23 protein-coding genes are annotated in these 24,544 nt (G+C 37.6%); 20 read left to right on the forward strand and 3 right to left on the reverse strand.

All coding sequences use genetic code 11. The features are described from left to right. The first annotated feature begins 181 nt into the window (after positions 1–181). The 3 genes from P0N36_RS07880 (at position 182) to P0N36_RS07890 (ending at position 4,041) form a co-directional block, all read left to right on the forward strand. The gene (locus tag P0N36_RS07880; RefSeq protein WP_275842299.1) at positions 182–1,222 is read left to right on the forward strand and encodes a BsuPI-related putative proteinase inhibitor; all 1,041 of its coding nucleotides are present in this window, start codon (positions 182–184) and stop codon (positions 1,220–1,222) included. Positions 1,223–1,417: 195 nt separating this feature from the next. Further along, positions 1,418–3,256: a sensor domain-containing diguanylate cyclase gene (locus tag P0N36_RS07885; protein ID WP_275842300.1), complete on the forward strand. Its 1,839-nt coding sequence runs from the start codon at positions 1,418–1,420 to the stop codon at positions 3,254–3,256. A gap of 194 nt (positions 3,257–3,450) precedes the next feature. Next, on the forward strand, positions 3,451–4,041 hold the full coding sequence (locus tag P0N36_RS07890) for a GNAT family N-acetyltransferase (protein ID WP_330683987.1): 591 nt from the start codon (positions 3,451–3,453) through the stop codon (positions 4,039–4,041). A gap of 106 nt (positions 4,042–4,147) precedes the next feature. Here P0N36_RS07890 and P0N36_RS07895 read toward each other — a convergent pair whose 3' ends face one another. Beyond that, positions 4,148–4,954, reverse strand: coding sequence for a protease complex subunit PrcB family protein (locus P0N36_RS07895; protein WP_275842301.1), 807 nt, complete (start codon positions 4,952–4,954; stop codon positions 4,148–4,150). Positions 4,955–5,303: 349 nt separating this feature from the next. On the opposite strand from P0N36_RS07895, the gene P0N36_RS07900 reads away from it, so the two are divergent. The 16 genes from P0N36_RS07900 (at position 5,304) to P0N36_RS07975 (ending at position 23,172) form a co-directional block, all read left to right on the forward strand. Further along, positions 5,304–6,809 (forward strand): methyl-accepting chemotaxis protein, encoded by a 1,506-nt coding sequence (locus P0N36_RS07900; protein ID WP_275842302.1) that lies wholly within the window; start codon positions 5,304–5,306, stop codon positions 6,807–6,809. 450 nt (positions 6,810–7,259) lie between these two features. Beyond that, a complete protein-coding gene (locus tag P0N36_RS07905; RefSeq protein ID WP_275842303.1) occupies positions 7,260–8,360 on the forward strand; it encodes a hypothetical protein in 1,101 nt (366 codons plus the stop codon). 275 nt (positions 8,361–8,635) lie between these two features. After that, positions 8,636–9,250: a sigma-70 family RNA polymerase sigma factor gene (locus tag P0N36_RS07910; RefSeq protein WP_275842304.1), complete on the forward strand. Its 615-nt coding sequence runs from the start codon at positions 8,636–8,638 to the stop codon at positions 9,248–9,250. A gap of 4 nt (positions 9,251–9,254) precedes the next feature. Then, on the forward strand, positions 9,255–10,706 hold the full coding sequence (locus P0N36_RS07915; RefSeq protein ID WP_275842305.1) for an anti-sigma factor domain-containing protein: 1,452 nt from the start codon (positions 9,255–9,257) through the stop codon (positions 10,704–10,706). Between the two features lie 577 nt (positions 10,707–11,283). Beyond that, positions 11,284–12,963, forward strand: coding sequence for a GspE/PulE family protein (locus P0N36_RS07920; RefSeq protein ID WP_275842306.1), 1,680 nt, complete (start codon positions 11,284–11,286; stop codon positions 12,961–12,963). Positions 12,964–12,977: 14 nt separating this feature from the next. Continuing rightward, entirely contained in the window at positions 12,978–14,033 is a 1,056-nt protein-coding gene (locus P0N36_RS07925) for a type IV pilus twitching motility protein PilT (protein ID WP_275842307.1), read from the forward strand. A gap of 28 nt (positions 14,034–14,061) precedes the next feature. Beyond that, positions 14,062–15,264, forward strand: a complete 1,203-nt coding sequence (locus P0N36_RS07930) for a type II secretion system F family protein (RefSeq protein WP_275842308.1) — start codon at positions 14,062–14,064, stop codon at positions 15,262–15,264. 42 nt (positions 15,265–15,306) lie between these two features. Beyond that, a complete protein-coding gene (locus P0N36_RS07935; protein ID WP_275842309.1) occupies positions 15,307–15,684 on the forward strand; it encodes a prepilin-type N-terminal cleavage/methylation domain-containing protein in 378 nt (125 codons plus the stop codon). A gap of 81 nt (positions 15,685–15,765) precedes the next feature. After that, complete coding sequence (gene pilM / locus P0N36_RS07940) at positions 15,766–16,842, forward strand: pilus assembly protein PilM (protein ID WP_275842310.1); 1,077 nt, start codon at positions 15,766–15,768, stop codon at positions 16,840–16,842. An 8-nt stretch (positions 16,843–16,850) separates the two neighbouring features. Next, positions 16,851–17,411, forward strand: coding sequence for a PilN domain-containing protein (locus P0N36_RS07945; RefSeq protein WP_275842311.1), 561 nt, complete (start codon positions 16,851–16,853; stop codon positions 17,409–17,411). Next, positions 17,398–18,579 (forward strand): S-layer homology domain-containing protein, encoded by a 1,182-nt coding sequence (locus tag P0N36_RS07950; protein ID WP_275842312.1) that lies wholly within the window; start codon positions 17,398–17,400, stop codon positions 18,577–18,579. The genes P0N36_RS07945 and P0N36_RS07950 overlap by 14 nt, the downstream gene beginning before the upstream one ends. 18 nt (positions 18,580–18,597) lie before the next feature. Next, complete coding sequence (locus P0N36_RS07955) at positions 18,598–19,983, forward strand: DUF7305 domain-containing protein (RefSeq protein ID WP_275842313.1); 1,386 nt, start codon at positions 18,598–18,600, stop codon at positions 19,981–19,983. Positions 19,984–19,987: 4 nt separating this feature from the next. Beyond that, entirely contained in the window at positions 19,988–20,383 is a 396-nt protein-coding gene (locus P0N36_RS07960) for a prepilin-type N-terminal cleavage/methylation domain-containing protein (protein WP_275842314.1), read from the forward strand. 41 nt (positions 20,384–20,424) lie between these two features. Then, positions 20,425–20,922, forward strand: coding sequence for a PulJ/GspJ family protein (locus P0N36_RS07965; RefSeq protein WP_275842315.1), 498 nt, complete (start codon positions 20,425–20,427; stop codon positions 20,920–20,922). A gap of 271 nt (positions 20,923–21,193) precedes the next feature. After that, the gene (locus P0N36_RS07970) at positions 21,194–21,901 is read left to right on the forward strand and encodes a LytR/AlgR family response regulator transcription factor (protein ID WP_275842316.1); all 708 of its coding nucleotides are present in this window, start codon (positions 21,194–21,196) and stop codon (positions 21,899–21,901) included. Further along, positions 21,898–23,172, forward strand: coding sequence for a sensor histidine kinase (locus tag P0N36_RS07975; RefSeq protein ID WP_275842317.1), 1,275 nt, complete (start codon positions 21,898–21,900; stop codon positions 23,170–23,172). The genes P0N36_RS07970 and P0N36_RS07975 overlap by 4 nt, the downstream gene beginning before the upstream one ends. On the opposite strand, the gene P0N36_RS07980 is transcribed toward P0N36_RS07975, so the two are convergent. Further along, the gene (locus P0N36_RS07980; protein WP_275842318.1) at positions 23,167–23,310 is read right to left on the reverse strand and encodes an AgrD family cyclic lactone autoinducer peptide; all 144 of its coding nucleotides are present in this window, start codon (positions 23,308–23,310) and stop codon (positions 23,167–23,169) included. The two genes, P0N36_RS07975 and P0N36_RS07980, sit on opposite strands and share 6 nt — an antisense overlap. Beyond that, complete coding sequence (locus P0N36_RS07985; RefSeq protein ID WP_275842319.1) at positions 23,276–23,869, reverse strand: accessory gene regulator ArgB-like protein; 594 nt, start codon at positions 23,867–23,869, stop codon at positions 23,276–23,278. Before P0N36_RS07985 ends, P0N36_RS07980 begins: the two co-directional genes overlap by 35 nt. Before the next feature lie 437 nt (positions 23,870–24,306). Here P0N36_RS07985 and P0N36_RS07990 point away from each other — a divergent pair, with 437 nt between their 5' ends. Further along, positions 24,307–24,522: a hypothetical protein gene (locus P0N36_RS07990; protein WP_275842320.1), complete on the forward strand. Its 216-nt coding sequence runs from the start codon at positions 24,307–24,309 to the stop codon at positions 24,520–24,522. Positions 24,523–24,544 lie beyond the last annotated feature (22 nt).

The following is a 24,544-nucleotide window of genomic DNA, read 5'->3' on the forward strand; positions in this document are numbered from 1 at the left end:
GAAGCGTCCATGAAAAAGTTAAGCTAAAGTGTTAATACATATGTGATAGAATGGAAGTAGGTCAAATCATTTAGGAACTTTAATTCAATGAATTCGTCCAATAACTATAGAAAATATTGGATACGTTAAAGGATGACAACCTTATACTTGTGTCATTTTATATCGGACAAGGAGGCATAATATGAAATACAAATCAAAAATTTTAGCTTTTTTTATGGCAGCACTACTGATGGGGTCATTTGGTCTTGACATGCAGGGCGCAACTGTTTTTGAGGATGTTGATGGTCTTAAGGAAAAAGAGGCTATTATGTATCTTTATAATAAAGGGTATGTTAATGGCGTAGGTGAGGGCTTGTATGCACCAAGTGCAACCATAACGACAGCACAAGCAATCCAGCTTATGGTAAACTTTATGGAACTTAATCTTGAAGATATCCGATTCATTAAGGCACCACTGGCCACTGATTATTTTAAAAATGCCAATAACAATGCTTGGTATAGTAATGCCTTCATGGTTACGGGGGTGAAGAATCCGGTTTTCCCAAGTGAGGTTCTTCCGAACCAACCGATGACAACAGAAGCCTTTATCCATTATTTGGTTAAGACGATGGAGCTTCAATATGACTTACCCATGATTAAGGTATTGCCACAAAGTATAAAGGATGGTTCATCCATCCAGCCCAGCTATGAGGGCACCATACAACGGGCCTTGTACTATGGCATTCTTAGACTAGATGATCAAGGCAATATTTACCCTAAGGATTTGATGACAAGGGCTAGAGCCGCAGTCTTGGTCAAAAATGTCATGGATTACAAGGAGGCCCATGAACGTCATCTTGAAAATGCATTAAAGTTTGAAGCAAGCCTTGAGAACACGTCAAAAAGTGACGGCTACGGTATGCAATTTAAACTTACCAATGTATCAAGTAAAGATGCGCTCTTAACATACAGTTCAGGTCAGAAATATGATTATAAGGTCTATGACCCTAGTGGAAATATGATTTATCAATGGTCAAAAGATAAGTTCTTTACAATGGCATTGGTGGATCAAGTGATTAAAAGTGGTGATTTTATAACCTTTAATGAAGTATGGCCCTATATGGATGATGAAGGCCACAAGGTAAATGAAGGTGTCTATAAGATTGTCTTTGAGACCATGTTTTATCTTGAAGATACGTATATGACACTTACAGATACGGTCTATGTAGACTATAAGCAGTAAGCACCATAAAACTCAGTAATCTTAATGAAAGGCACCTTGAAAGTCGGTGGTTCATCCTGCTTTCAGGGTGCCTTTATGAGTAGTTTGACTTATATAGGACCATAAATAAATGGTAAAATAAGACTAGATGATGTAAGATTATAGATGAGTTACTCTTATTTTCAATGCGCTGGTAATAAAAGATAAGGATTGTATATGAAAAAGAAATATATAATAGTTGGCTTATTAATTCTAATAATGGCATTGTCCCTTGGGAACCAAAAGCTTGTTAATAGATCATTAAAAGATACACCTTTAGCAGAAAATGGCTTTATGGATCTAAGTGAATGGGACTTTTTAAATGACGGTCCTATTGAATTGCGTGGCCAGTGGTCTTTTTATTTCAATACATTTTTAATGCATGAAGATTTTGGGGAAGGTACAGATGTCCCTTCATACGCTGTTACCATACCAAGCACTAAGAAGTCTATGGGTCAGATCAAACCATTTGACAAAGATACTTATTATGGAACATTAAGATTGGTCATCCAGTTGCCAGAGACAGATGATACCTATGGATTAAGAAGTGAGATTGTTTTAACAGCTTATGAGCTATATGTAAATGGACAGAAAGAAGATACAGTAGGGAAAATTGGAAGGGATGTCACCTCCAGTTATCCAAGCTATAAGGTTGCCAATACTTTTTTTGATGTAAAGAACCATACCCTTGAACTGATTTATCATACTTCAGACTTTCATTTTGAAGATTCTGCCATAATCGCCCCAACCTTTGGCCTGGCTAAACAGATAGCCTATATGGGAGAAATCGGATTAGGTCGAGACCTATTTTTATTTGGTATATTGCTGATTATGGGTATATACCATTTGAGTTTATATTGGATGCGTAGAAAAGATGCTTCACCTTTGTATTTTGGATTATTTTGCCTATTATTTGCGACACGCATGCTGTTGGTTGGAGAGCGTTTTATACCGAACATATTTGACTTAGATATTATGATTTATGTAAGGATTGCATATATATCTGTATTTTTAGGATTTTCTGCTCTTTGTGGTTATATTTACCATACAGTATATGGTCTATTTCCCAAAAGATTTCAAAGACTAGCATGGTATATGGGTGGCATAGCCAGCCTATTAACTTTATTTATTCAGGTTCCCAGTATATCTATTTTGTTAATCCTTTATTTTGTCGTTGGGTTTATTATGCTCATTTATTCGATGTTTAGGCTTGGGATCGGAATTTATCGCCGATACAAATATGCCACAGGCTTATTGTTTGGATTTGTAATTTTGTCGGCTACTTTTATCAATGATTTTATTTATGAATTGACATTGATGAACAGCCCATCCTTGATACCACTTGGTATTTCCATTTTCGTGTTCACTCAGGCTTATATCATTGCATCTAAGTTTTCTTCGGCCTTTTCCTTGGCGGAGCATTTATCGGTTGAAAAAGAATCCATGCTATTAGAGTTAAAGCATGTGAATGCGAATCTTGAGAATATGGTGGAAATAAGGACACAGGATTTGCAAAAGGCATTGGATGAAATGGCTTATAGGTCAATGACCGATGATTTGACGAAGTTGCCCAACAGACGTGCAATCATGAGTAAGTTAGAGGAAGTCGCAAAGTGTGGGAAAAGATTCTCCATAGGTCTCATAGATGTGGATAACTTTAAATCCATTAATGACAGTTATGGACACAAGACCGGTGACTGGACATTGATTGCCTTGTCAGAGGCGATGAAAGCATATGTGGGCAGTAAAGGCATAATTGGTCGCTGGGGTGGCGAGGAATTTTTGTTGGTATTGTATATAGATGATGCGGAAGAAGCCATGAAACTAGCCAATGGACTAAGGGAATATGTTGCCGGCTTGACATTTGAAGCTATGGAGGCAAACATAACCATTACCATTGGTTTAAGTGTTTGTGAAGATCGCTCATCTTTAGACTATTGTATCAATCAGGCAGACGAAGCCTTGTACCTTGGTAAGAAAAATGGAAGAAATCAATGTCGACAAGCAAAAAGATAGGCACTTGGTACATGATATGCAGTGTGGACAGATGCATAAAGCTTTACTATAGACACGATCACTTAGAGGTAGTATAATTTTCTAATAATAAGAAATACAATAATCGAGGCCTAGTATAATGTGAAAATTTCGCTTTGCTTCATGTTCATAAAGAAGAGAGAGGCTCCAGATTAGCAGACTGGAAGTAATATAAAATGGAATATGTAATCAGAAAAATACACTCTGATGAAACAGGACGACTTGAAGACTTTTTATATGAAGCTATTTTTCAAAAAAGTAATAGGCATCCTTTGCCAAGAAAGGTCATTTATGACCCTTCTTTAAAGATTTTTTTTGAAAATTTTGGCAGAAAGGATGACCATTGTCTCATGGCAGAAGTAGAAGGCAAGGTGGTCGGTGCTGTATGGACGCGGGTGTTTCCGGAGAAAGACCAAGGGTTTGCAAAAATGGAAGCAACACCGGAGCTTGCAATATCATTGTACAAGCCTTATAGGAAAAAAGGTCTTGGAAAAGCACTTATGGAACAAATGCTACAGCTATTAGATTCACTTGGCTATGAGAAGGTTGCCTTATCAGTGCAAAAAGAGAATCCGGCAATAAAACTCTACGAAAAACTTGGCTTTGAAATCGTGAAGGAACTGGATGAGGAGTACTTGATGGTCTATTACTTTGAGGCGAACACATATGAATCAGCTAGTATAGAAGATGTTGACCTAGACTTTATTAAGGCCATGGAGGCAGATTTAGAGAAAACCAGTCTTTCAAAAGAAGAAAGAAAGATATAAAAAAAGCACGCTAAAAGGAAGTCCTTTTAATTAGGGACTTCCTTTTAGTATACTCTTAGAAGGTTAGACACTGCTATAATCAATATGAGTACCAAAGAGATAAGGTTTACTCGCTCTCAGTGGTTTCATCGTTGATGTCATCAAAAAAGTTACCGTCATAGTCTTGAACGATGATTTGATTACCATGATCCTTTGAGTAACGGATGATTTGGTAGGGGTAGGTTATGGCTTGTGTGACCATATCATCTTTATTCGGTAGGGTTTCACTTACGGTGATCAGGACCTGGTCATCAATTTTTGCCACATTAGAGACATAGATATCATAGCCACCGGTATTTCTTTCGCCAGAACCGATATAAACATAATAATAATCATCGTCTTCACGTATGAGTCCAAAGCCTCTTAAAGATTTAATGAATTCAATGCTAGGCTCTTCTTCGACGACAACTTCATACTCGATGGGTTCCCCTTCAGTAGTTGCCTTTCCAGGTGATGGGACCATAGTCACGCGATTTGCATAAGCCTGTACGGGGTAAGATTCGGCAACAGGTCCTTCGAAGTTGACTTTGACAGTCATACCCACGATGAGATCCTCTATGTCAGCTGCTTCTTGGTCGGCATAGACTTTGGTCTTACCATCTAAGCGTACACTGGCCTTATCATAGCTTGTATCTGGGGTTATATCCCCTTCTACTAGGATATTAACTTGATCACTTGAAGCTTCCAAAGAAGTAATGACACCGATAATATCATAGTTTTCTTCCGAAGGTTCTTCAGCAACGGGCGTCGAATCATTTTCATTCTCATCTACTGACGTAGGGTCAGCATTGTCATCTGAATCATTGCTTGTGTTGCATCCGTATAGAAATAAGGCCATTCCTAAGAGGGATATTATTAAAATGAATTTTTTCATAATATGAGCTCCTTTTCTTTTATCACGATTTATTTTTTTCTAACAAGTTCCACTAATACTTTTGACGAAATAGGAAGAAAAAAGTTGCCTATTTATAAGCTAGAATCAATAATATAAGGAGAATGAAGGATTATAGAGAATTTGACATGACAAATTACCTATAACAATGGTACAATAATCATAACAATTATCGAATATTTAGAGAGATTTAGAGGTATTTTCTGAAGTGACGATAAATAAAAAAAAAGTCTGGTTAAAAGGTCAATACCGTTTGGTTAATATGCCCTCAAGAATGGTTGTCGGATGTTAATAAAACGTGTTTTGATTCTTAAGATAATGGGGGGTATTTATGGACTTTATTCTGAAGAAAGCTAATTTTTATGCACTTATTTTATCTTTTTCTCTGTATTTTTTACTCTTGGTAGGTTTTATCATTGAGTATCTCAAAGGAAACAGAAGTTTGATTTTCATTCTTTTTCTTTTTGCATTACTGTTGGTGACCTATGGCGCATCCATAGGCATTTACATAAAAAACAAAGGATCGGTGTTGATTCGATATCTTTTGGCAGGAAGCTTTCTTATACCCTATGGTATATCCATTATAAGTAGTACATCGATGGTTACCTTCACATTTATTCTGCCTATTTTTGTTATTGCTTTTATGTTTTTTGACAGGAAGCTTATAGCACTTCTGGCTACTGTAAGTGGCATCTTAAGCATTGTCTTTGTTGTAAGGGCCATTAATCTGAATTTGCATAATGGGAATACAACCAGTTTGGTTGTTATGATTATCGTTATGCTTGGTTTCATCATAGCCGGCATGATGGTTGGTACAGTGAACCATCAAATGGTTAGAGATATCAATATTTTCTTAGATAATGAGCATAAGAATATGGATATGAAACAGGCCATTGCCGACCATCTGGAAGAAATCATGGCAACCTTGACAAAAACCGCCAATGAGTTGGCAAATCATAGTCAAAAGTCTTCGAGCGTAGCGGATGAAATAGCCATTACCATCGGTGAAATAGCCGTAGGGGCTGGTGAGCAAGCCAAGGATACCATTGAAGGCGCAAGTCATATTGAAGAACTAGGACGAAATATTGAAAAGGAACAAACCAATACCATAGACCTGAAAGAATCAACAGATCAAATAAACAGCTTGAAGGATGACGGAATAGTAATACTAGAGGATTTAACTGAAAAAACAAGAATGAGCGCAGAAGCCACTAAACACATAAGTGAGACAATCATACAGACCAATGAAAGTGCCCAAGAGATTGCAAATGCCAGCGATATGATCAAAAACATTGCCAATCAGACAAATCTATTGGCTTTAAATGCAGCCATAGAAGCGGCAAGGGCTGGTGAATCAGGAAAAGGTTTTGCTGTTGTAGCTGATGAGATTCGTAAGCTTGCAGAACAATCAGACGGGTTTACAGAAGAGATTGCCAGAATCATCAATCACTTAATTGAAAAGACATCCGGAGCGGTTAAAACAGTTGAAGCATTAACGGAAGCGGTGACACTTCAAAGCACATCTGTAGATCGGACCAACCAGATATACCAAGGTATCTCAGAAGCCATAGATAATATGAAGGTGGATATATCAGAGATGATCTTATCCTGCCAAGCTATGGTAGATCGAAAAAATGAAATTATTGGGACCATTGATAGTTTATCAGCCATATCTCAGGAAAATGCGGCAGGCACAGAAGAAGTATCAGCCTCCATTCAAGAGCAAACCGCATCCATGGAGATTATCGCCAATATCAGCCAAGAATTGGTCAAGGTGACGGATGAAATGGCATCGACGATTATAGGTTTTAAGACACCAATACATAAGCAGAATTAAATATTTAGTTCATCACAAATGATTATACATGATTTATGACACCAATCATAGAACAAGCTTTTCTAATACAGATAGCAAAAAAGGCTATCTATAATTATAGAACAGCTTGTTTTTTATTTATGAATATTTTATGAATAGTAAAAGGCTTATAGTTCAGTATACAAAATAAAATATTTTAACCAGAATATTAATGACAAGACATTAAACTTAATGGTATAATAATAAGAACAAATATTATACTATTATAAATTTGTGGTTGTATTATACAAATGATTTATAAGAAAAACAAATAATTACCAATAAAATCCAAAAATGTAAATCATTGTAAATAACAAAGTGGAGGTGATAATAAGATAAGAAGCATGTAAAGAAAAAGGAAAAAAGATGTCACCAATTAAGTACATTTGTAGGTAATAAAAATAGGGGAATAATAGTTGAGAAGGAGAGCTTATGAAAAAGATACTCTTAATACTTGTGATGTGTTGTTTTATTGTTTTAAGTGGGTGCATGAGTAAAAAAATTAACTTAATGGATTATACGGATGTTGTATATAAAGGTGTTGACACAAGAGGGTATGCCGAGTTGGTCATACAATGGAATGGCCTTCAAGATACAATTAATGGCGATGGTGAAACCATTATTGATTATTTAAGGGAATATGAATTATTAAGAACCATATCATACAAGCTTGATAAAGAAGAGGATTTATCAAATGGTGATATTATTAAAGTTACAGTAGAATGGGACCCGGAAGTGACTAAAAAGTATGGCGTTAAGTTTGTAGGAAAAGAAAAAGAAATAAAGGTAGAAGGATTAAAAGAAGCTATTGCCGTAGACTTATTTGAAGAAGTCCATCTTGAGTACAGTGGTGTTGCGCCTGAAGCCAGTTTAACCATTCGAAACGCATCTTCAGATGCATTTTTAAAAACTGTTGAATATACAGCAGATCATACTCGTGATTTGTCAAATGGCGATGTTGTAAAAGTTTCCACAAGACTATTAGAAAAAAAAGCAATGGATTTAGGTTATTTGATAGAAGAAAGAGAAAAAGAATATGAGGTTACAGGCGTGGATGCTTATATTACTGAATATAGTGAAATAGATAAGGCATCATTGGATGCGATGGAGGCTCAAGCACTTGACCTTATAGATGCAAGGTTAGCGACAAAGCATGATTATAACAGAATGATGTATCCCAATAGAATTTTTAGTTCTGCAGACATTAATACAGTTAATGTTATTGAGAAGGTGTTGCAAAACACTTATTTATGTGTACTTAAGAAAGGTATGCCAAAAAGTTATAATGATGTCAACAATTCTATTTTTATGGTTTATAGGATTACTTTAACAGATGAAGACTTAGTGTCGCCAACCACAATCTTTATTCCGATTTATTACAAAGATATTATATTACGTTCCAACTATAAGATTGATGTAAATATTGCTCAGGGGAAGATACTTAGCACGCATGATCGAGAATTTGATAACGTCTATAGATCCATTGTGACTGCAAATAAAGATAAATACTTTATTGAAGAAATCAATCATTAATCGGTAATTAGGTTAATAGCATATGCATTTATAAATAAAGCTTTTCTATATATATAGTATTTAATGGCTATTTTTATAGGAAAGCTTGTTTTTTGTATTAAAGTTACATTACATTGTCCTATTGGTAAAAAAGAGTACCAAAAAATTCAGAAGTATTCGAATCCTATATAAATAGCAGTTTTGTAACATCGCTTAAACGTTTTTTGTAGGCCCCATTTATGGTATAATTTATCTAATAGATAGAAGATACCTTATAAGCTGAAAGTGGTGGAGAGATGGTCTACAAGGACAGGGATAAGTTTATAAAAGACAATATACCTTTTATAGTAAAAACAATTGCTGGGGTTACCAAGCGCTATGTTGAAGTTGAAAACAGTGAAGAATTAGGCATAGCTCTAGAAGCCTTCAATGATTTATTGGATACATATGACGAAGAAAAAGGTCATTTTTACAGTTATGCAAAAGTGGTCATCAAAAATAAATTGATTGATCATATTAGAAAGCAAGCAAGAGTGACAGTTGTAAGTATTGAGGAGCATCATGCGATTAAAGACGATTTGGATGATGAAGCAATCGTACGACAGGAACTCATACGTTATAAAGAGATCCTAAATAGGCATGGCATCAGCTTTGAATTGTTGGCATCTCATAAGCCGGTTCATAAGAACACAAAGGATATGGTTTTTGAACTGGCACTTATGATTTTGAGAAACACTCAAATGGTACAACATCTTGTTGAAAAGAAAAGATTACCTATGACAAAAATTAGTAAGGATTACGGTGTATCTATTCGATTTATAAAGAGCCACAAATATACAATTACGGCCATAATCTTGGCTCACGAGTATAAGATTCAATGTGTTATGGATTATTTTGATTATGAAAGGTGATACCATGAAAATAGAGACCACTAAACCAGAGGCAATAAGACCAGAGAAAATAAAAACCGGATCTATTTTAGAAATCAAAAAGACTCATGCCATCTTGCTATCGGAGGGTATGGAATTTGTCTGTGTGCGATCAAAAGAAGGCATGGCTGTTGGTCAGACCATCTATTTTTTTGAGGAAGACATTTACAGTCCGACTAGAATTAAGTTTAAGAATATTTTGTTATATGCGGCGTCTTTATGTTTAATGCTTATCCTTTTGTATAGCGCAACCCATGTGGTTCGAATCGGACAGCAGATTCCCATAAGCTATGGAATCGTAACTTTAGATATTAACCCAAGTGTGGAGATTCATATCGACGAGACAGGAGAAGTTCTAAGGCTTATACCCTTAAATGAAGATGGAACAAAAATCCTATTAGAAGAATACAAAGGTATGGTCTTGGAGGAAGTTCTAGATATTCTGACCGAAAATGCAGTAAGTACCGGTTTCCTTCTAGAAGATGGTGCGGTTATGCTAACCTATACAGTGGTGAATCAAGAAGTTGAGAATAGACCTGAAATGAGTATGGATGATGAAGACTTTCATGAGGATGATAATTATAGGCGCTTAGAAACATATATGGAGAAAAGAAGAAACCATTACAAATTTCTTTTTGTAAAAGGCACAGAAGAAGGTATAAAAGCGGCCAAATCTCAAGGTCTTTCTCTTGGTAAATACAATTTATTAAATTATGTGAGTGAAGAGATCAGTCTGGAAGAAATAAAAGAAATGTCTATAAAAGAGATTTATGAGATTATTGAGGAGACAGATTTCAAGCAGAATCACAAAAACAATCTCATCTTTAACAGGCAGGATAACAAGCCTCAAGGTCCTCCTGACCATAGCAATGCCAGCGAACAAGGTCAGAAAAGTGCATCAGGTCTTAACCCACAATCATCTTTGGAAGATGAATCCCAGAACGGATCAGAGAACGAATCAGAAAAAACAAACAATAATAAAAGGGATAAAGGCAACTCAACACCCAATATCCATAGTAATGAAAATAGCATCAAAGATAAAGAGACACCAAGTAATAATCATCTTGATATAGAAAAAACCAAAGAGTATGACATGGATCAGAAAATAGAAAAAGAAGCAGATAAAAAAGCAAAAGAGGAAGTAAAAATAGATGAAAAAGAGCTAAAAGAATCAGATAAAGAGCTAAAAGAGGAAACAAAAGTAAATGATAAAGAAATAAAGGAAGCAGATAAAGAAGCAGAAAAAGAAGCAGAAAAGGAATTACCCAGTGGTGAAGAAATAAAATCCTACAACAATATGGACAATCAAGAGGATATAACCTTAGAGGAAGTTAAGGAACCAGAATCTGAGAAGAGTAAAAACAAAGACGTTGAAACAAGGAATGCCAACTCAGATAAGTCCGAAACAAAGTCTAATCCAGGTAATAGTAAAAAATAAGCCATTTGTACACCAAGAAATCTAACTTTATGTTATCAAGAAGGCTAACCCCTTCTCCCATCCAAAAGAGGCTCTCACATAACCCCCTCTTTTGGATTTTTTTAATTCTCCAGCAAAGTCATACTATAGTATTCAGCCTTGAAACATGGCAGAATACGTTAAAGACCTTTCCTATCGAACCATTCAGAAATATGAGCAGAGCTCATAACGAAGCGAAGCTTCTTTTCTTGTTTTTACAAAAATGGGAAAAAATAAAAAATAGGTCTCAAAATAGTACCAAAAACCTATATAAGTATCGTATTTTATAATGAAGTTCCAGTTACATGTTTAGTAATCTGACGAAGACTAAGAACATATAAAGAATCTTTGCGGTAAATGTGTAACCACATATTTAGGGTTAAAACTAAAAAGTTGTTTAGAAGATGAAAAAGGTGAGATGGTCGTGAGGCCAAGGATCAAAGCGAGAATCTTAAGTAAGAAATTCAGCTGCCATAGCTTTGTTTGTGGTGGCTTTTTATATGGAATTTATGACGGGGTGAGACCGTCAGTTATGGAAACAGGGAGATAGGGTGATGATATGGCAGGAGAAATGAGAAGACTTGGTGAGATACTTGTAGATACAGGTGTCATAAGCAAAGAAGATTTGTTTAAAGCCCTTAAAATTCAACAAGAACGAAAAGAACTTCTTGGTAAGATTCTAATAGACGAAGGCATCATTACAGAACGACAAATGGTCGAGGTGCTGGAGTTTCAATATGGTATCCCAAGGGTACAACTAAATACCTATGAAATCGACGAAGATGTCACCCATTTAATCAGTGCAAAAATGGCGAGGCGTTATGTTTTAATACCCATTCATTTGGAGGATGCGACCCTAAGTGTGGCCATGGCAGATCCACTGAATTTGTTTGCCTTAGACGACATTAAGTTGGCAACGGGCTATCAAGTCAAGCCTTTATTGGCATCTGAAAAAGAGATTCTTATTGCCATTGAGCAATATTATAAGAAAAAATCAGCAGACGATACTGTAAGTGAGTTTTCTAATAAGTTTGATAGCTTAATAGACGAGCATGATATTGATTTTGATGCCATATCTGAAGTTAATAACGCACCGGTTGTAAAGCTGATTGACTCAATTATTATACAGGCCGCTGACAGTAAAGTCAGTGACATTCATATTGAGCCGGATGAGTACAACTTAAGAGTCCGATTTCGTATTGACGGTGAGCTTTATGAACATATGCAATTACAGAAAAAATCGCAGCCAGCCATTATCACAAGAATTAAGATTATGGGCTATATGGATATCGGAGAGAACCGCGTACCTCAAGATGGCAGGGTGGAGATGGATTATGACGGTAGGGCCATTGACCTTCGTATCTCTGTCATGCCCACCATTTATGGTGAAAAAGCGGTAATCCGGCTCTTGGATAGAAGCAATAAACTGTTGACCATGACAGAGCTTGGTATTACGGAATACAACTTAAAAAGATACGAAAAAATCATCAAGGTACCTAATGGTATCGTACTGGTAACAGGACCGACAGGAAGCGGCAAATCCACAACCTTGTATGCCACTTTAATGGAAATCAACGACCCTAAAAAGAACATCATAACCGTAGAAGACCCTGTGGAGTATCGTATAAGAGGGATCAATCAGACTCAAGTAAACAATAAAGCCGGCTTAACCTTTGCCAATAGCTTAAGAGCCATACTAAGACAGGACCCGGACACGATTATGATTGGGGAAATACGAGATAAGGAAACCGCTCAGATTGCGGTAAGAGCAGCAATTACCGGCCACTTAGTCTTATCCACCTTGCATACCAATGATACAGCCTCATCCATTGCCAGACTCATTAATATGGGTATTGAGCCCTATTTGATTGCCAGTTCCGTCAAAGGACTGGTGGCCCAGCGGTTGGTCAAGAAAATCTGTGCCAACTGCAAAGTAGATTATGAGATTACGGAACATGAAGCTAAGCTCATTGGTGTAGGATGGATTAAGCTTCATAAAGGAGAAGGTTGTAACTTGTGCAACCATACCGGTTATAGAGGCAGAACCGCTATCTATGAAGTCATGCCCATAACCAGTACGATTCGTGCCATGATTGATAGCAATACCAGTATTGATGTGATAAAGGAAGAAGCCATAAAAGAAGGACTTACAACCTTGTATCAAAGTTGTTTGGATCTTGTATTAAAGGGTATGACCACCATAGATGAGCTATTAAAGCTGACCAGTGGTGTGGATTAAAGGGGGGACAAGAAATGGATATACAATCTGTACTAGAAGAAGGTCTAAAAAGAAGGGCCTCAGATGTTCACTTGAAGGTTGGTTCGCCACCTATACTCCGGGTCAATGGGGAATTGTTGCCCATTGGAGAAGTAACATTAACCGGAGAGAATACCTATCAGCTCCTTAAGTCCATGCTCTCTATAAGTCAGTTTGAGACTTTGGAAAGTCGTGGGGAGTTTGACTTCTCTTATTCAGTATCTGGGATTGGCAGATATAGGGTTAATGGCTATCGGCAAAGAGACAGTTATTGTTTGGCCATGCGTATGGTTAACTTCGAGATTCCTACTTTGGAATCCTTGGGTATTCCAAGCAGTGTGGAAGCTCTGACAGAACTAAAAAACGGTCTGGTTCTTATAACAGGGCCAACAGGGAGTGGGAAGTCCACAACCTTAGCGGCTATGATAGAGAGAATCAACCAGACCAGAAGAACCCATATACTTACTTTGGAAGACCCTATAGAGTATTTGTTTCATAATAAGAAAAGCATCATCGGACAAAGAGAAATCGGCTCTGACTCCCATAGCTTCAAAGATGCGCTAAGAGCCACACTACGACAAGATCCGGATATTATTTTGGTCGGTGAAATGCGCGACCTAGAAACCATTGAGATTGCCCTTACGGCAGCAGAAACCGGCCATCTGGTACTAAGCACTCTACATACCGTGGGAGCACCTAAAACCATCGACCGTATCATCGACGTTTTTCCTCAAAACAGCAAAGACCAGATCCGGGTTCAAGTGGCTTCTGTTTTACAAGGCGTCGTATCTCAGCAATTGTTGCCTATTAAGTCGGGTATGGGTCGGGTACCGGCATGCGAGGTTCTCATACCAACCGTGGCCATTAGAAACCTGATTCGTGAGAAGAAGAACCATCAGATTATCAACGCCATTCAGACAGGGCGGCATCTGGGTATGATGACCATGGACCATTCTTTGAGAGATCTCTTTAGACAAGGCCTGATCTCAAGAGAAGTGGCCATCGAATATGCCTTTGACAAAGAAGAACTCATTAAGACCTTAGTACATTAGGTCTTTAGATAGGGGGAGGAGGTGCAGTATGGAATATCGATACAAAGCCATGAAAGCCAGTGGTGAGATGACAGAAGGTGTCTTTATGGCAGATTCTAGACATGGGGTCATCGAGATGCTAAAAAGCAACAACAGTTATCCGGTCCTCATTGAAGAGAAAGTCAAGATTGGAACTCAGGAAATCAACTTTACAAGAAGTGTCAGTGCCAGAGATCTATCCTTCTTTTGCCGTCAACTTCATGCCATGTTAAAAGCCGGTAGCACCATCACCAAGACCCTAGATATCATGAAGCGGCAAGTTAAGAACAAACGCCTTAAGGCAGCCCTGATGGAGATGTACAACGATGTCCAAAAAGGCACGGTCTTATCTCTAAGCATGAAGAAGTTCCCTAGGATCTTCCCGGAACTAATGGTCTACATGGTAGAATCCGGTGAGTTGTCCGGTACCTTGGAGATTATATTTCTAAGACTCTCTGTATATTTTGAAAAAGAAGGGAAGTTAAAAAGCAAGATTCGTTCAGCCATGGTCTATCCAATCATCTTATTGGTTATGTCCTTGTTGGTGGTAGCCTTCTTAGTGACCTTCATACTTCCCACTTTTGTAAAGATGTTTGAACGCTCAACGGTTGAACTGCCGGGACTGACGAAGGCCTTACTGGGGGCAAGTGAGTTTGCTAGACACAATGGCATTGCTTTGCTCCTTGTAATAGTAGCCCTTCTTCTGATCGGCTATCAATATATTAATTCTGAGAAAGGGCGAAGAAACATTGACCGGCTTAAGCTTAGCCTACCCCTTCTTAAGGACCTGAACACCAAGATCATAACAGCAAGGTTCACCAGAAATCTGTCCACCATGTTGGCCAGTGGTGTTCCTATGCTGACGGCCCTAAAAAATTTGTCTGACATCATCAGTAACAAAATAGTCTCAGAAGCTATTCTTGGTTTTCGAGAGGAAGTTCAAAAAGGCAATGAACTTCATCTTGTGGTCCGAGAAAGCCACCTCTTCCCACCTATGGTGGACGGTATGATTGAGATCGGAAAGGAGTCTGGTACACTCGACGATATCTTAGATAAGACAGCGGACTACTATGATGACGAAGTAGAGAACGCCCTACAACGGATGGTGGCCATGTTTGAGCCTATGATGATTCTTATATTGGCCTTCATCGTCGGCTTCATCGTCATCGCAATGGCACTACCCATGTTTGATATGTTTAAAACCATATCGTAAAATGACCACAATAACAATCAGTTATATTAGGAGGAGAAAGTTATGATGAAAAAATTATGGAAAAGCCAAAAGGGTTTCACACTGATGGAGATTATCATCGTTATTGTAATACTTGGGATCTTAGCAATGATCGCCATCCCAAGGTTGATTGGTTTTACAGCACAGGCAGAGATTGCCAGTGATAAGGAATACGCAGCGGTAGCGGCAAGAGCAACAGAATTATACTGGGCAGCGAATGATAAAACAGCACCAACCATTGCAGAATTAGTAACTGCAAAAATGATAGATGCACCTGGGGATGCGCTACAATATTTTTCGGCAGCATCGGTTACAGTTGACGGTGATGGTATTGCAACAGTAACTTTAAGTGGTACAGGCCTCACAAGTATAACTTACGATAGTGTTACTGGATATAATTAGATATATAATCAAATAGTATAAAAGAATTTTATGTAGCAATGGGTTGCCTTGCAACCCATTGCATACTTGGAGGTGAGTGGGATGGGTAACAACCTAAAGAAAATGAATAAGAACATCATCGCCTTAGAACTTGGGACCAACACCATGAAGTTGGTCATCGGAGACGTGAAGAAGGATGAGTTGATCATTCGGAAAGTGATCCAGAGTCCCATGCCAAATGCCCTCTATGCCAATGGGGAGATTATGGATATGGAAGGCCTTAGTGCCAACTTGAAACATCTGATTAAGAACAATAAGATTCATGAGAAGAAGTGTTTTTGCTGTATCGAGAGCGGACAAATTATAACAAGAGACGTGTCCGTGCCCAGCAGTAATAAGGACACCTTACAAGATATGGCCAAATACGAAGTGGAACAGTTTCTGCCCATCGACATGGAAAACTATAGCGTCCAGTCCGTGGTCATGAAGGAGTTGGAGATTGAAGACAAGCCCTTTGCGGAGATGTTGGTGACAGCGGTGCCTAAGCGGTTGATTGGGCAAATCCATACCTTAATTCACAAGGCAGGGTTGGAACCGGTTGTCCTTGATACTCAAGCCAATACCTTTGCCAAACTCATAGAGAACCAAAGGCGACTTAACGGCAACGATTACCACCGAGAAAACACGGTGGCTTTTATAGATCTTGGATATGAGAAAGTCCGTATCAGTATTTTTCAAAAAGGGAAAATGCGATTTCAACGTCTTTTAGATTTTGGCGGTAAAGACATCGATCAGAACATCAGTAAGTTTGCATCCATACCCCTAGATGAAGCCCAAAGAAGTAAGATGAGCATTCACAACCTGAATTATCCAGTGAATGAACTGACCGATGAAGGTAAGGTGGTTAATATCATCAAGTCCACCCTAGACCATTGGTTTGAGGAGATTACCAAGGTGTTTCGTTACTACAGTTCCAGAAATGCCGTTGCCGGTCAGATTGAATACATCTACATCTATGGTGGTTTATCTAAGATTAACGGCTTTGAAGATTATATTCAAAGCGTTTTCAACTTGCCTACGGAACGTATCAAGAAAGTCAGTTCGGTCACCTTAGACCAACAAGGCCAACTTGATTTGACAGAGATTCTTAACGCCCTTGGCGTTATGTATAGAAGGTAGGTGAGACGATGTCGGATTATAATTTTTTTAACGATCTATCGATAAAGAAAGAGAAAAAAAGCACCAGTTTTGTGGTCACACTCCTTTTGTGCATCCTCTTACTCCTAAGTATGGCTGGGCTTTTTGCTTACAATTATTACATCAGAACTTATTTGGAAGTGGACTTGGCAAACACCAATACGGCCATTGCAGAAATCAAGGCCAGTGAAGACCTAGGTCGTATTCTCCATAAAAAAGATATCTTAGATAATTTGGAGACCATTATTAGGAATATTGAAGTGGCCAATACGACCATACAGGGTCGCCATCAGGTCCAAGAGAATGTCTTTGCTATGATCAGCGACACCATGCCCATGGACGTGGAAGTGACCGGTATTGATATTGGGGATGGGGTCATTACCATGCGTGGTTTTGCTTTGAACAAACCGGCCATTGCTGAGTTTGAACATAATTTACGACAAATGACCTCTGTATCAGACCTCTTCATATCCGAGATTGTTAATAATGAGGCGGATTATGGATTCGTCATCCAAGTTCAAGTAGGAGGTGGTAGCCATGAGAATATCTAACCGTGAGAAAATCCTATTGACCTTGGTACTGACTTTTATAACCCTTTGGATGGTATTTGTGTATGCCATAGAACCTCAGATGGCCAGTCTTAAAGATCTCAAACAAGAACTGCGTATTAGTAGACAAGAGTTACAAGGCCTAGAGAAATTAGTGGAAGATGAAGATAAGGTTGATCAGGCTGTTGAAGCAGCTTATGTGACCATGAAGGACAAGGCTGGGGCTTATTTTAACACCACCCCTCAAGAAGAGATTATTTTATTGCTCAATGACTTTCTACTCATGCCCTTCATTACCGAACACGTTATCAGCTTTGACATACCTGTCTGGGAAGAGGTTGATGGCATTGCCTTCAAAAAAGATGTGGTTCATATTTCTTATACAGGGCAGTATGCGTCCTTACTCAACATGTTAAAAAGCATGTGGTCCTTCCCTAAGCATATCAACATGACCACCGCCAGCATAGTTAAAGCCGAAGTGGAAGAAATTGAAGGCGATATTCAACTGGAATTCTACACCTTTGCTACAGACCTTGAGATTCAGGACGACCTGTATAAGTGGTATGTGGATGATCTCTTTTATAAGGAAAATCCTTTTTCCCCTTCCGTCCAAAGCGATGGCATCGTTCGTTATCTGTATATGGAGGGGAACAGTGAAGTTTTTAACTTTAGCCGGTATTTTGACTTCACAGATATTGCCGGTCATTATATGGAGGCCGAGATCCAAGCTTTTCTGGAAGCCGGTCATTTGTACCTGAACCCTTACCTGACTTTTGAACCGGATCAGCCCATGACCAGAGGTGAGTTTATCGTATTAATGGATAAGGTTTACGATTGGCCTGTTGTGGACAGTGACTTGGACTTAACCACTTTTGATGATTATGAAGAACTGGGCAGCTTAGAGAACGCTTTTGCTAAGGCCATTCACCGTGGTTATCTAAGCGGCTTTATTGTAGGGTATGAAGACAACACCCTAAGACCCAAGGATTCTATGACCTATGGTGAAGTAGAATTTGTAATGAACAAGATCAAGCCGGAGAGTAACTTTACATGGACAACCATTGGGCAATCACTGGAAGCAAACAAGTCTGTACCGGCCAAGAATTGGTCAGATCCCTTTGGTGTATTGACCAAGGCAGAAGCGGTTTACTTACTGTATTACTTTAGATAAAAGACAACAGAGGCTTGCTTGAAAAATAAATCTAACCACCAAATGGATGTTATGGAAGTAGGTGATGGTATGAAGATTGTAAAAACTATAAGAAATAAGAAAAGAAGTAGAGGCATAAAAAACGAACAAGGTGCCGCCTTAGCCTATGTGGTTGTGGTGATGACCGTTGTTTTCCTTTTAATGGGTGCGATGATCACAATCAGTATGGGTGAGAACGATCAAGCCATGTATCAGACCAACTATATGAAGGCGTACTACATAGCTAGAGCCGGTGCAGAATCCATGGCCATGGAGATGGAGCGTATGGACAACGCACACTTTGAACAGTTCTTAGATGAACAGGTGGCAAAATCATCAGATGTATTAGATGGGGAAGGGGACCTAGAAGTTAGTGTTATAAAAGATGGGGACAAGTACAGAGTGTCTTCGCTTGGAACTTATAAAAGCACAAGGGCCAGCGTTAATATCGTCATGTCTTATAAGGACAAGACAGAACTGGACTTTGGCGTCTATGCCAAAGAGGCTATGAGCAATTTAAATGTTGATGGAGATGATTTTGACGGCATACTAGCTTCAGGTGGTGATATTAAATTTGGTACCAGTTCAAAAAATAATGATGATGTTGATTTATCACCATTTACAACGAATCATGTATCCATTATAGTACCAGATCTTTCAAGTTTCTCAATAGCCTATGATATTGATTTAGATACTGATGATCATTTTACTATTACGGATTCTGCTACTATTATCGATTGGGATATGAAGAGCAATAAGAAATTGACCATCGATACTACTTCAGCGAATTACAAAAAAGGACCAGTCGAGGACTATGATGAGAAGTTTAGGCTCCTTAATACAAGTAGCTCCAGTGAAAAATGGATGATATTATTGGTTAAAGGTGAAGCGATTATGGATGGAGACATTGAAGTGACAGGTAATCATAATCTGATGGTCATTATTGAAGATGCTTTTTATCTTGGCGGAGAACTAAGAATTCAAAACAATAATCGAGTTGAATTTTACATCATGGATGAGAGTAATTCATCCCCATCTCATAATAAGTTTAAGGATGGTGGACATGACTTTTTTGATCTGGTTATTGCCGGAAACAATGTTATTGGACATCACGGTTTAAATAAAAATGCTAACCTGCTAAATTTTTATATTCACGGTTCAAATACATTTTCTAACAATGTACTGATGAATACCAACGCAAAGTTTTGTGGTTATATAATAGGGCCGGAAGCCTATGTAAGAGTAAAGAATGGTAATACAGATATTTATGGCGGCATCTATGCTAAGGAAGTAGATTTGCTTGCACAAATCAGTTATGAACAACCAGATAATTCGGATGATACCTATACCCTATACAAACAAATGTCCATTGATTATTGGGAGTGATCATATGCGTACGAAAATACAAAAAAACCAATGGAAGAAAAAACTTGTTGAAAATCAAGGCTTTACTCTGTTTGAACTTATTCTTGCCATTACCTTGCTTTTCATTATCATATTAGCCACTTTTACAGGTCTCCAATTTGCTTTTCATACCATGGCGTCCTCCAAAGAATTTTCAGAGAATACCTATGATATTCAAAGTGATTATGAAAATGAATTGACTAAAGTCAGGACTTATTCAAATATTGAGCCAAGTAATCAGACCATTCGTTTTGAATGGGAGGGGATGACTTCTTTAGATGATTTTGATGCCATAGGCATTCGAATAGATAAGGACACTACGGGTGGCAGTTATCTTGAAGAGACTATTAATATGTTCATTCCTGTTAGAACTGAGCCATAATTCGAAGAAGAAACCCGTAAGGATATTAAGAAGGTGAAAGCATGATCAAAAAAGAAGACGGTTTTACCCTAACAGAGATCATAGTTACCATTGGGATTATGAGTATTGTCATCACCATGATGTTCAGTTTTTTGGAGTTTAATCTTGGAACACTCAGTTATGGCTCTGATCAGATTGCACAAAGTTCGAATCTAAGATTAACCGCTCTAAAAACAACGGAAGAAATCAGAAATGTATTTGAAGTGGAGTTACGGGATAGTCTGGTAGGCGCGACCTATGATAAGGTTATCATCCTTGAAAACAATGCCCTTGTTATAAAAGAAGGTTCAACAACACACCATCTATCCGCAGGTGGTATAAATAGTGTTCATTTTCTCATGGAAAATATTAATGACCGTTATGTATTGAAAATCAAACTTCAGAGTGCAGATCAAGCCTTTGAGACCCAGGTACTTCTTAATAATGTAAAAAATGCGGTTGTGGACGGCAAAGATTACACAGCCTTATCTTTTTCAACAACACCACCTACTATACCATAAGAATCGCTTATATCGGTTTTGTGATACATCTTCTCCTTAATTAATGAATTGTTATTCAAGGCAAAGGGGCTTTAAATAAAATTAAAGTCCCTTTGTCTTGGATAAAGCATAAAAAACAAGAAGGATTTGTGGATAATGAGTGCCTTTTATAAATAAATGTGGTAATATTATAGGAAATAAGACCTATATAATAAATGTCTATAGGCAACAAAGTGGAAAATGATTATGATAAAATAATAATAAAAGTTTTTTTGAGTTTGAGGTTATGACCATGGGTAATATTTTGATATTAGAGGATGAAGTCATCCTTAGGAAAAATTTAAAAGCAATCATTATGGAACTGGATCCTGAAGCAAAAATTTATGAGTCAGGGTCTGTGATTAGGGGCTTTGAGCTCTTAAATGAAGTGGATATGGACATCTTACTTCTGGATATACAACTTGAAGATGGAAACGGTCTGGATTTTGCCAAAGAGGTACGGAAGATAGACCGTTACAAGTTAACCCATATTGTTTTTATTACAGCGGTTCCGACCCATGCCATCATGGCATTTAGCGAGACCCATTGTTATTCCTATATTGTTAAGCCTTTTGACAAAGAACAGTTGAAAGAGGCCTTATATACACTCATTCATTATGGTTATAAGGCAAAGGTCCATAAAGAAGGCAAATTAGAGTTGCACCTAAAGAATTGTATCTTCAAGGTGGATATGGCGGAGATCTTATATATTGAGGCCAGCAACCAAAAACTCTATGTCCATACCAGACAAGATACCATTGCTGTTCCCAATGTATCCCTCAAAAAAATGAAAGCATCATTAAACGACACTTTCATTCAGGTTCATAAGGCCTTCATTATAAATAAAGAGGCTATTAAGGCCATTCATAAAGCCGAAAAAACCATCCAGTTACATAATACAGATACATACATTCCCATTGGGAGGGTCTACTATAAAGAACTCATAGGAGAAACAATATGACATTTGCACAAAGCATTTTATTTTCAGTACTTGACTTGATTGAATACTTTATTGTGGTCTTGGCACTGCTAAAGACCAGCAAAGCAAAACCGATATATTTCAAGGTTGGTATGATTTTGGTAGCAGGTATAGCGTCCGGCTTGTTATCAAATCATATCGGTAACGAACGGGCTTTTCTTATCAACGTGATTGTGGTCATCTTGTTTATTAATCTTCTATTTGAGGTCAAACCCCTACTAAGTATTTATATCTATGTTATGGCGACCATTGTTTTGCTATTGATCCAGTTGACATCTTTGGTCATCGGTCAACTGCTTATTATGGATATGGCTTATTCTTTTAAGTCAGGCTTGGTTGGACACAGTTTAACCATTTTGCTCCTGATTCCAGTCTACAAATTCCTGCCGATTCATGTCTTAATGAACGAACGGTTGATTAAGAATAGAACCTTTAGCATGATTGCCATTAATATATTTATGCTGAGTGTTGGGTCTCTTATTTTTTGGTATACTAACAGCGATGTTTTTTTGATTAATGCCATCAGTTTTGCTGCCATATTCCTTTTGATTATGGTGGTCAATCTATTGTTGTTTACTAGAAGTATGAAAAGCTATAATGAGCAAAAAGAGTTGGAAACCTATGAAAAATATATGTTGGTCATAGAGGAGTTAATGGGTGAGATTAGAGCCAGACAACACGAATATGACAACCATATTCAGTGTATTCAGATGATGTTGAACTCAGAAGAAGATACTCAAAAGAAAATCGAAGAAATGTCGGCCTATGTAGAGGATGTGGACATGGGGAAAGATCTGGGGAATTTGGCAAAGCTTGATAATAAGCTGTTAGCCGGCTTTATCTATAGTAAGAAAAAAGTCATAGAGAGTCAGAACATTGAAATGGACATAGATATTAACAATTATCTGATGCAGACCCAATTAAAGCCTTTTATGGTGATTGAGATTATCGGGACCTTACTGGACAACGCCATGGAAGCTACAGCATCAGGGGGCAGGATAAAATTGGGGCTAAACAAAGAAGAGGGTATGAACGTCATTGAGGTGATCAATGAGCATCCATACCTAAATAGTGACGTGATTAATAAAATGTTTGACAAAGGCTTCTCCACAAAATCCGGTGACCGTCAATATAGAGGTTATGGACTCTATAACTTAACAAAGATTGTCAAAAAACATGGTGGACACCATTCTGTTGAAAACATAAATATCAATCAAGTCAATTATGTGTGCATACGTGTACATGTTCTATAATACTCTAAGTACATCGGGACATTCAGGCTCTCCCCATACCAAGATGCATGCTGTCGTCGTAACGATGAGCGGTGCAATGGCGATGAGTAGTGAGCATAAAAGACTACTGAAGGTTGTAAGTTGTCTTTTTTTCGACATGGTAATTGACCCCCTTTCCAATGATGAGTTGTGTGATATGTATAATCAAACCCCAAACGGTTACCTCAAAAAAAGCATGTTTGCCGATAACCATATAAGCACCGAGATAGATGATGATAAAAATCAGGCTGGCCATTTTAAAGCGTCTGATTTTTTGTATGGGGTACTTAGGTCGTTTGGGTGAGATGACTGGTGCAAAGAGTAATGTTATAGCAAATGCAATAAAGCAGGTCATATAGATGAGCAAATCGGTGGTTGGCAATAGGTGGCTTAAAATCAAGGTACCAATAAAATAAATCAGTGTAAAAGCGACACAACCTGTAAAGGATTCAAAATGAAGGCCACCACTGAAACTACGTAAGCCGATGACACAAAGCAAAATGTAAAAGAATTCAAGAGCTTTACCCATCAGTAAAAAAGCAATAAAAACCATGAACAGCTTTATAAAAGTATTGATAATCACCTCTAATGAATAGCGTATCATAGCTTTTTCATCCAGACTTAGATCTTTCTGAGATGAAATCTTACTATAAATAAAATCAATAATAAGTGTGTGCATAGGCATGAACCTCTTTTAATAGTGTCTATTTTTTTTAGTTTAGCATATATACAATCAAAAAAAAGCCATTAGAAACAAACGGTATGCATAAACAAACAAACAGCTTAATCTAATAAAAGATGCTGTTTGTTTGTTTATGCATACCGTTTGCCTGTTATGGGTTGTATAAGTCCTAGATTATGGTATCATTCTAATTACAAAAACATTATTGATTCACACAACGAATTAATGATCTTTAAAATTACCTTCTGAGGGGAAGTAGTTTTAAATATATTAGATGCCATCCTAATTTGGAATTTCACTTTAGGATGGAAGGAATCATATATTGATCATTTACTTGATTGATATATGATTTTGATTTTACAGTTAATTTCTTTTAGGGATGAAGCGTTACAATCAGACCTAAACCTTCGACAGAAAGATAAGAGGGAAAATGTATGCAAGAAAAAGATAACATATTAATGAACAAAGTCTTAGAAAATAACGACATGAAAAAAATCGTCATAACAGAAGATGATAACTTTGTCATTAAGACGATTTATGATAAAATCAGCAAATCAATTATTGTTGAGGAAAAAAACAAAGAAACAGGTCTTCAGTCAAAAACCATAACAAAGATAGGTATAGAAAAAACAACAGCAATAAGCGCTTAATTATAAATATACTAGTAAATAG

The organism is Petrocella sp. FN5, assembly GCF_029210395.1.
Lineage (GTDB): Bacteria > Bacillota > Clostridia > Lachnospirales > Vallitaleaceae > Petrocella.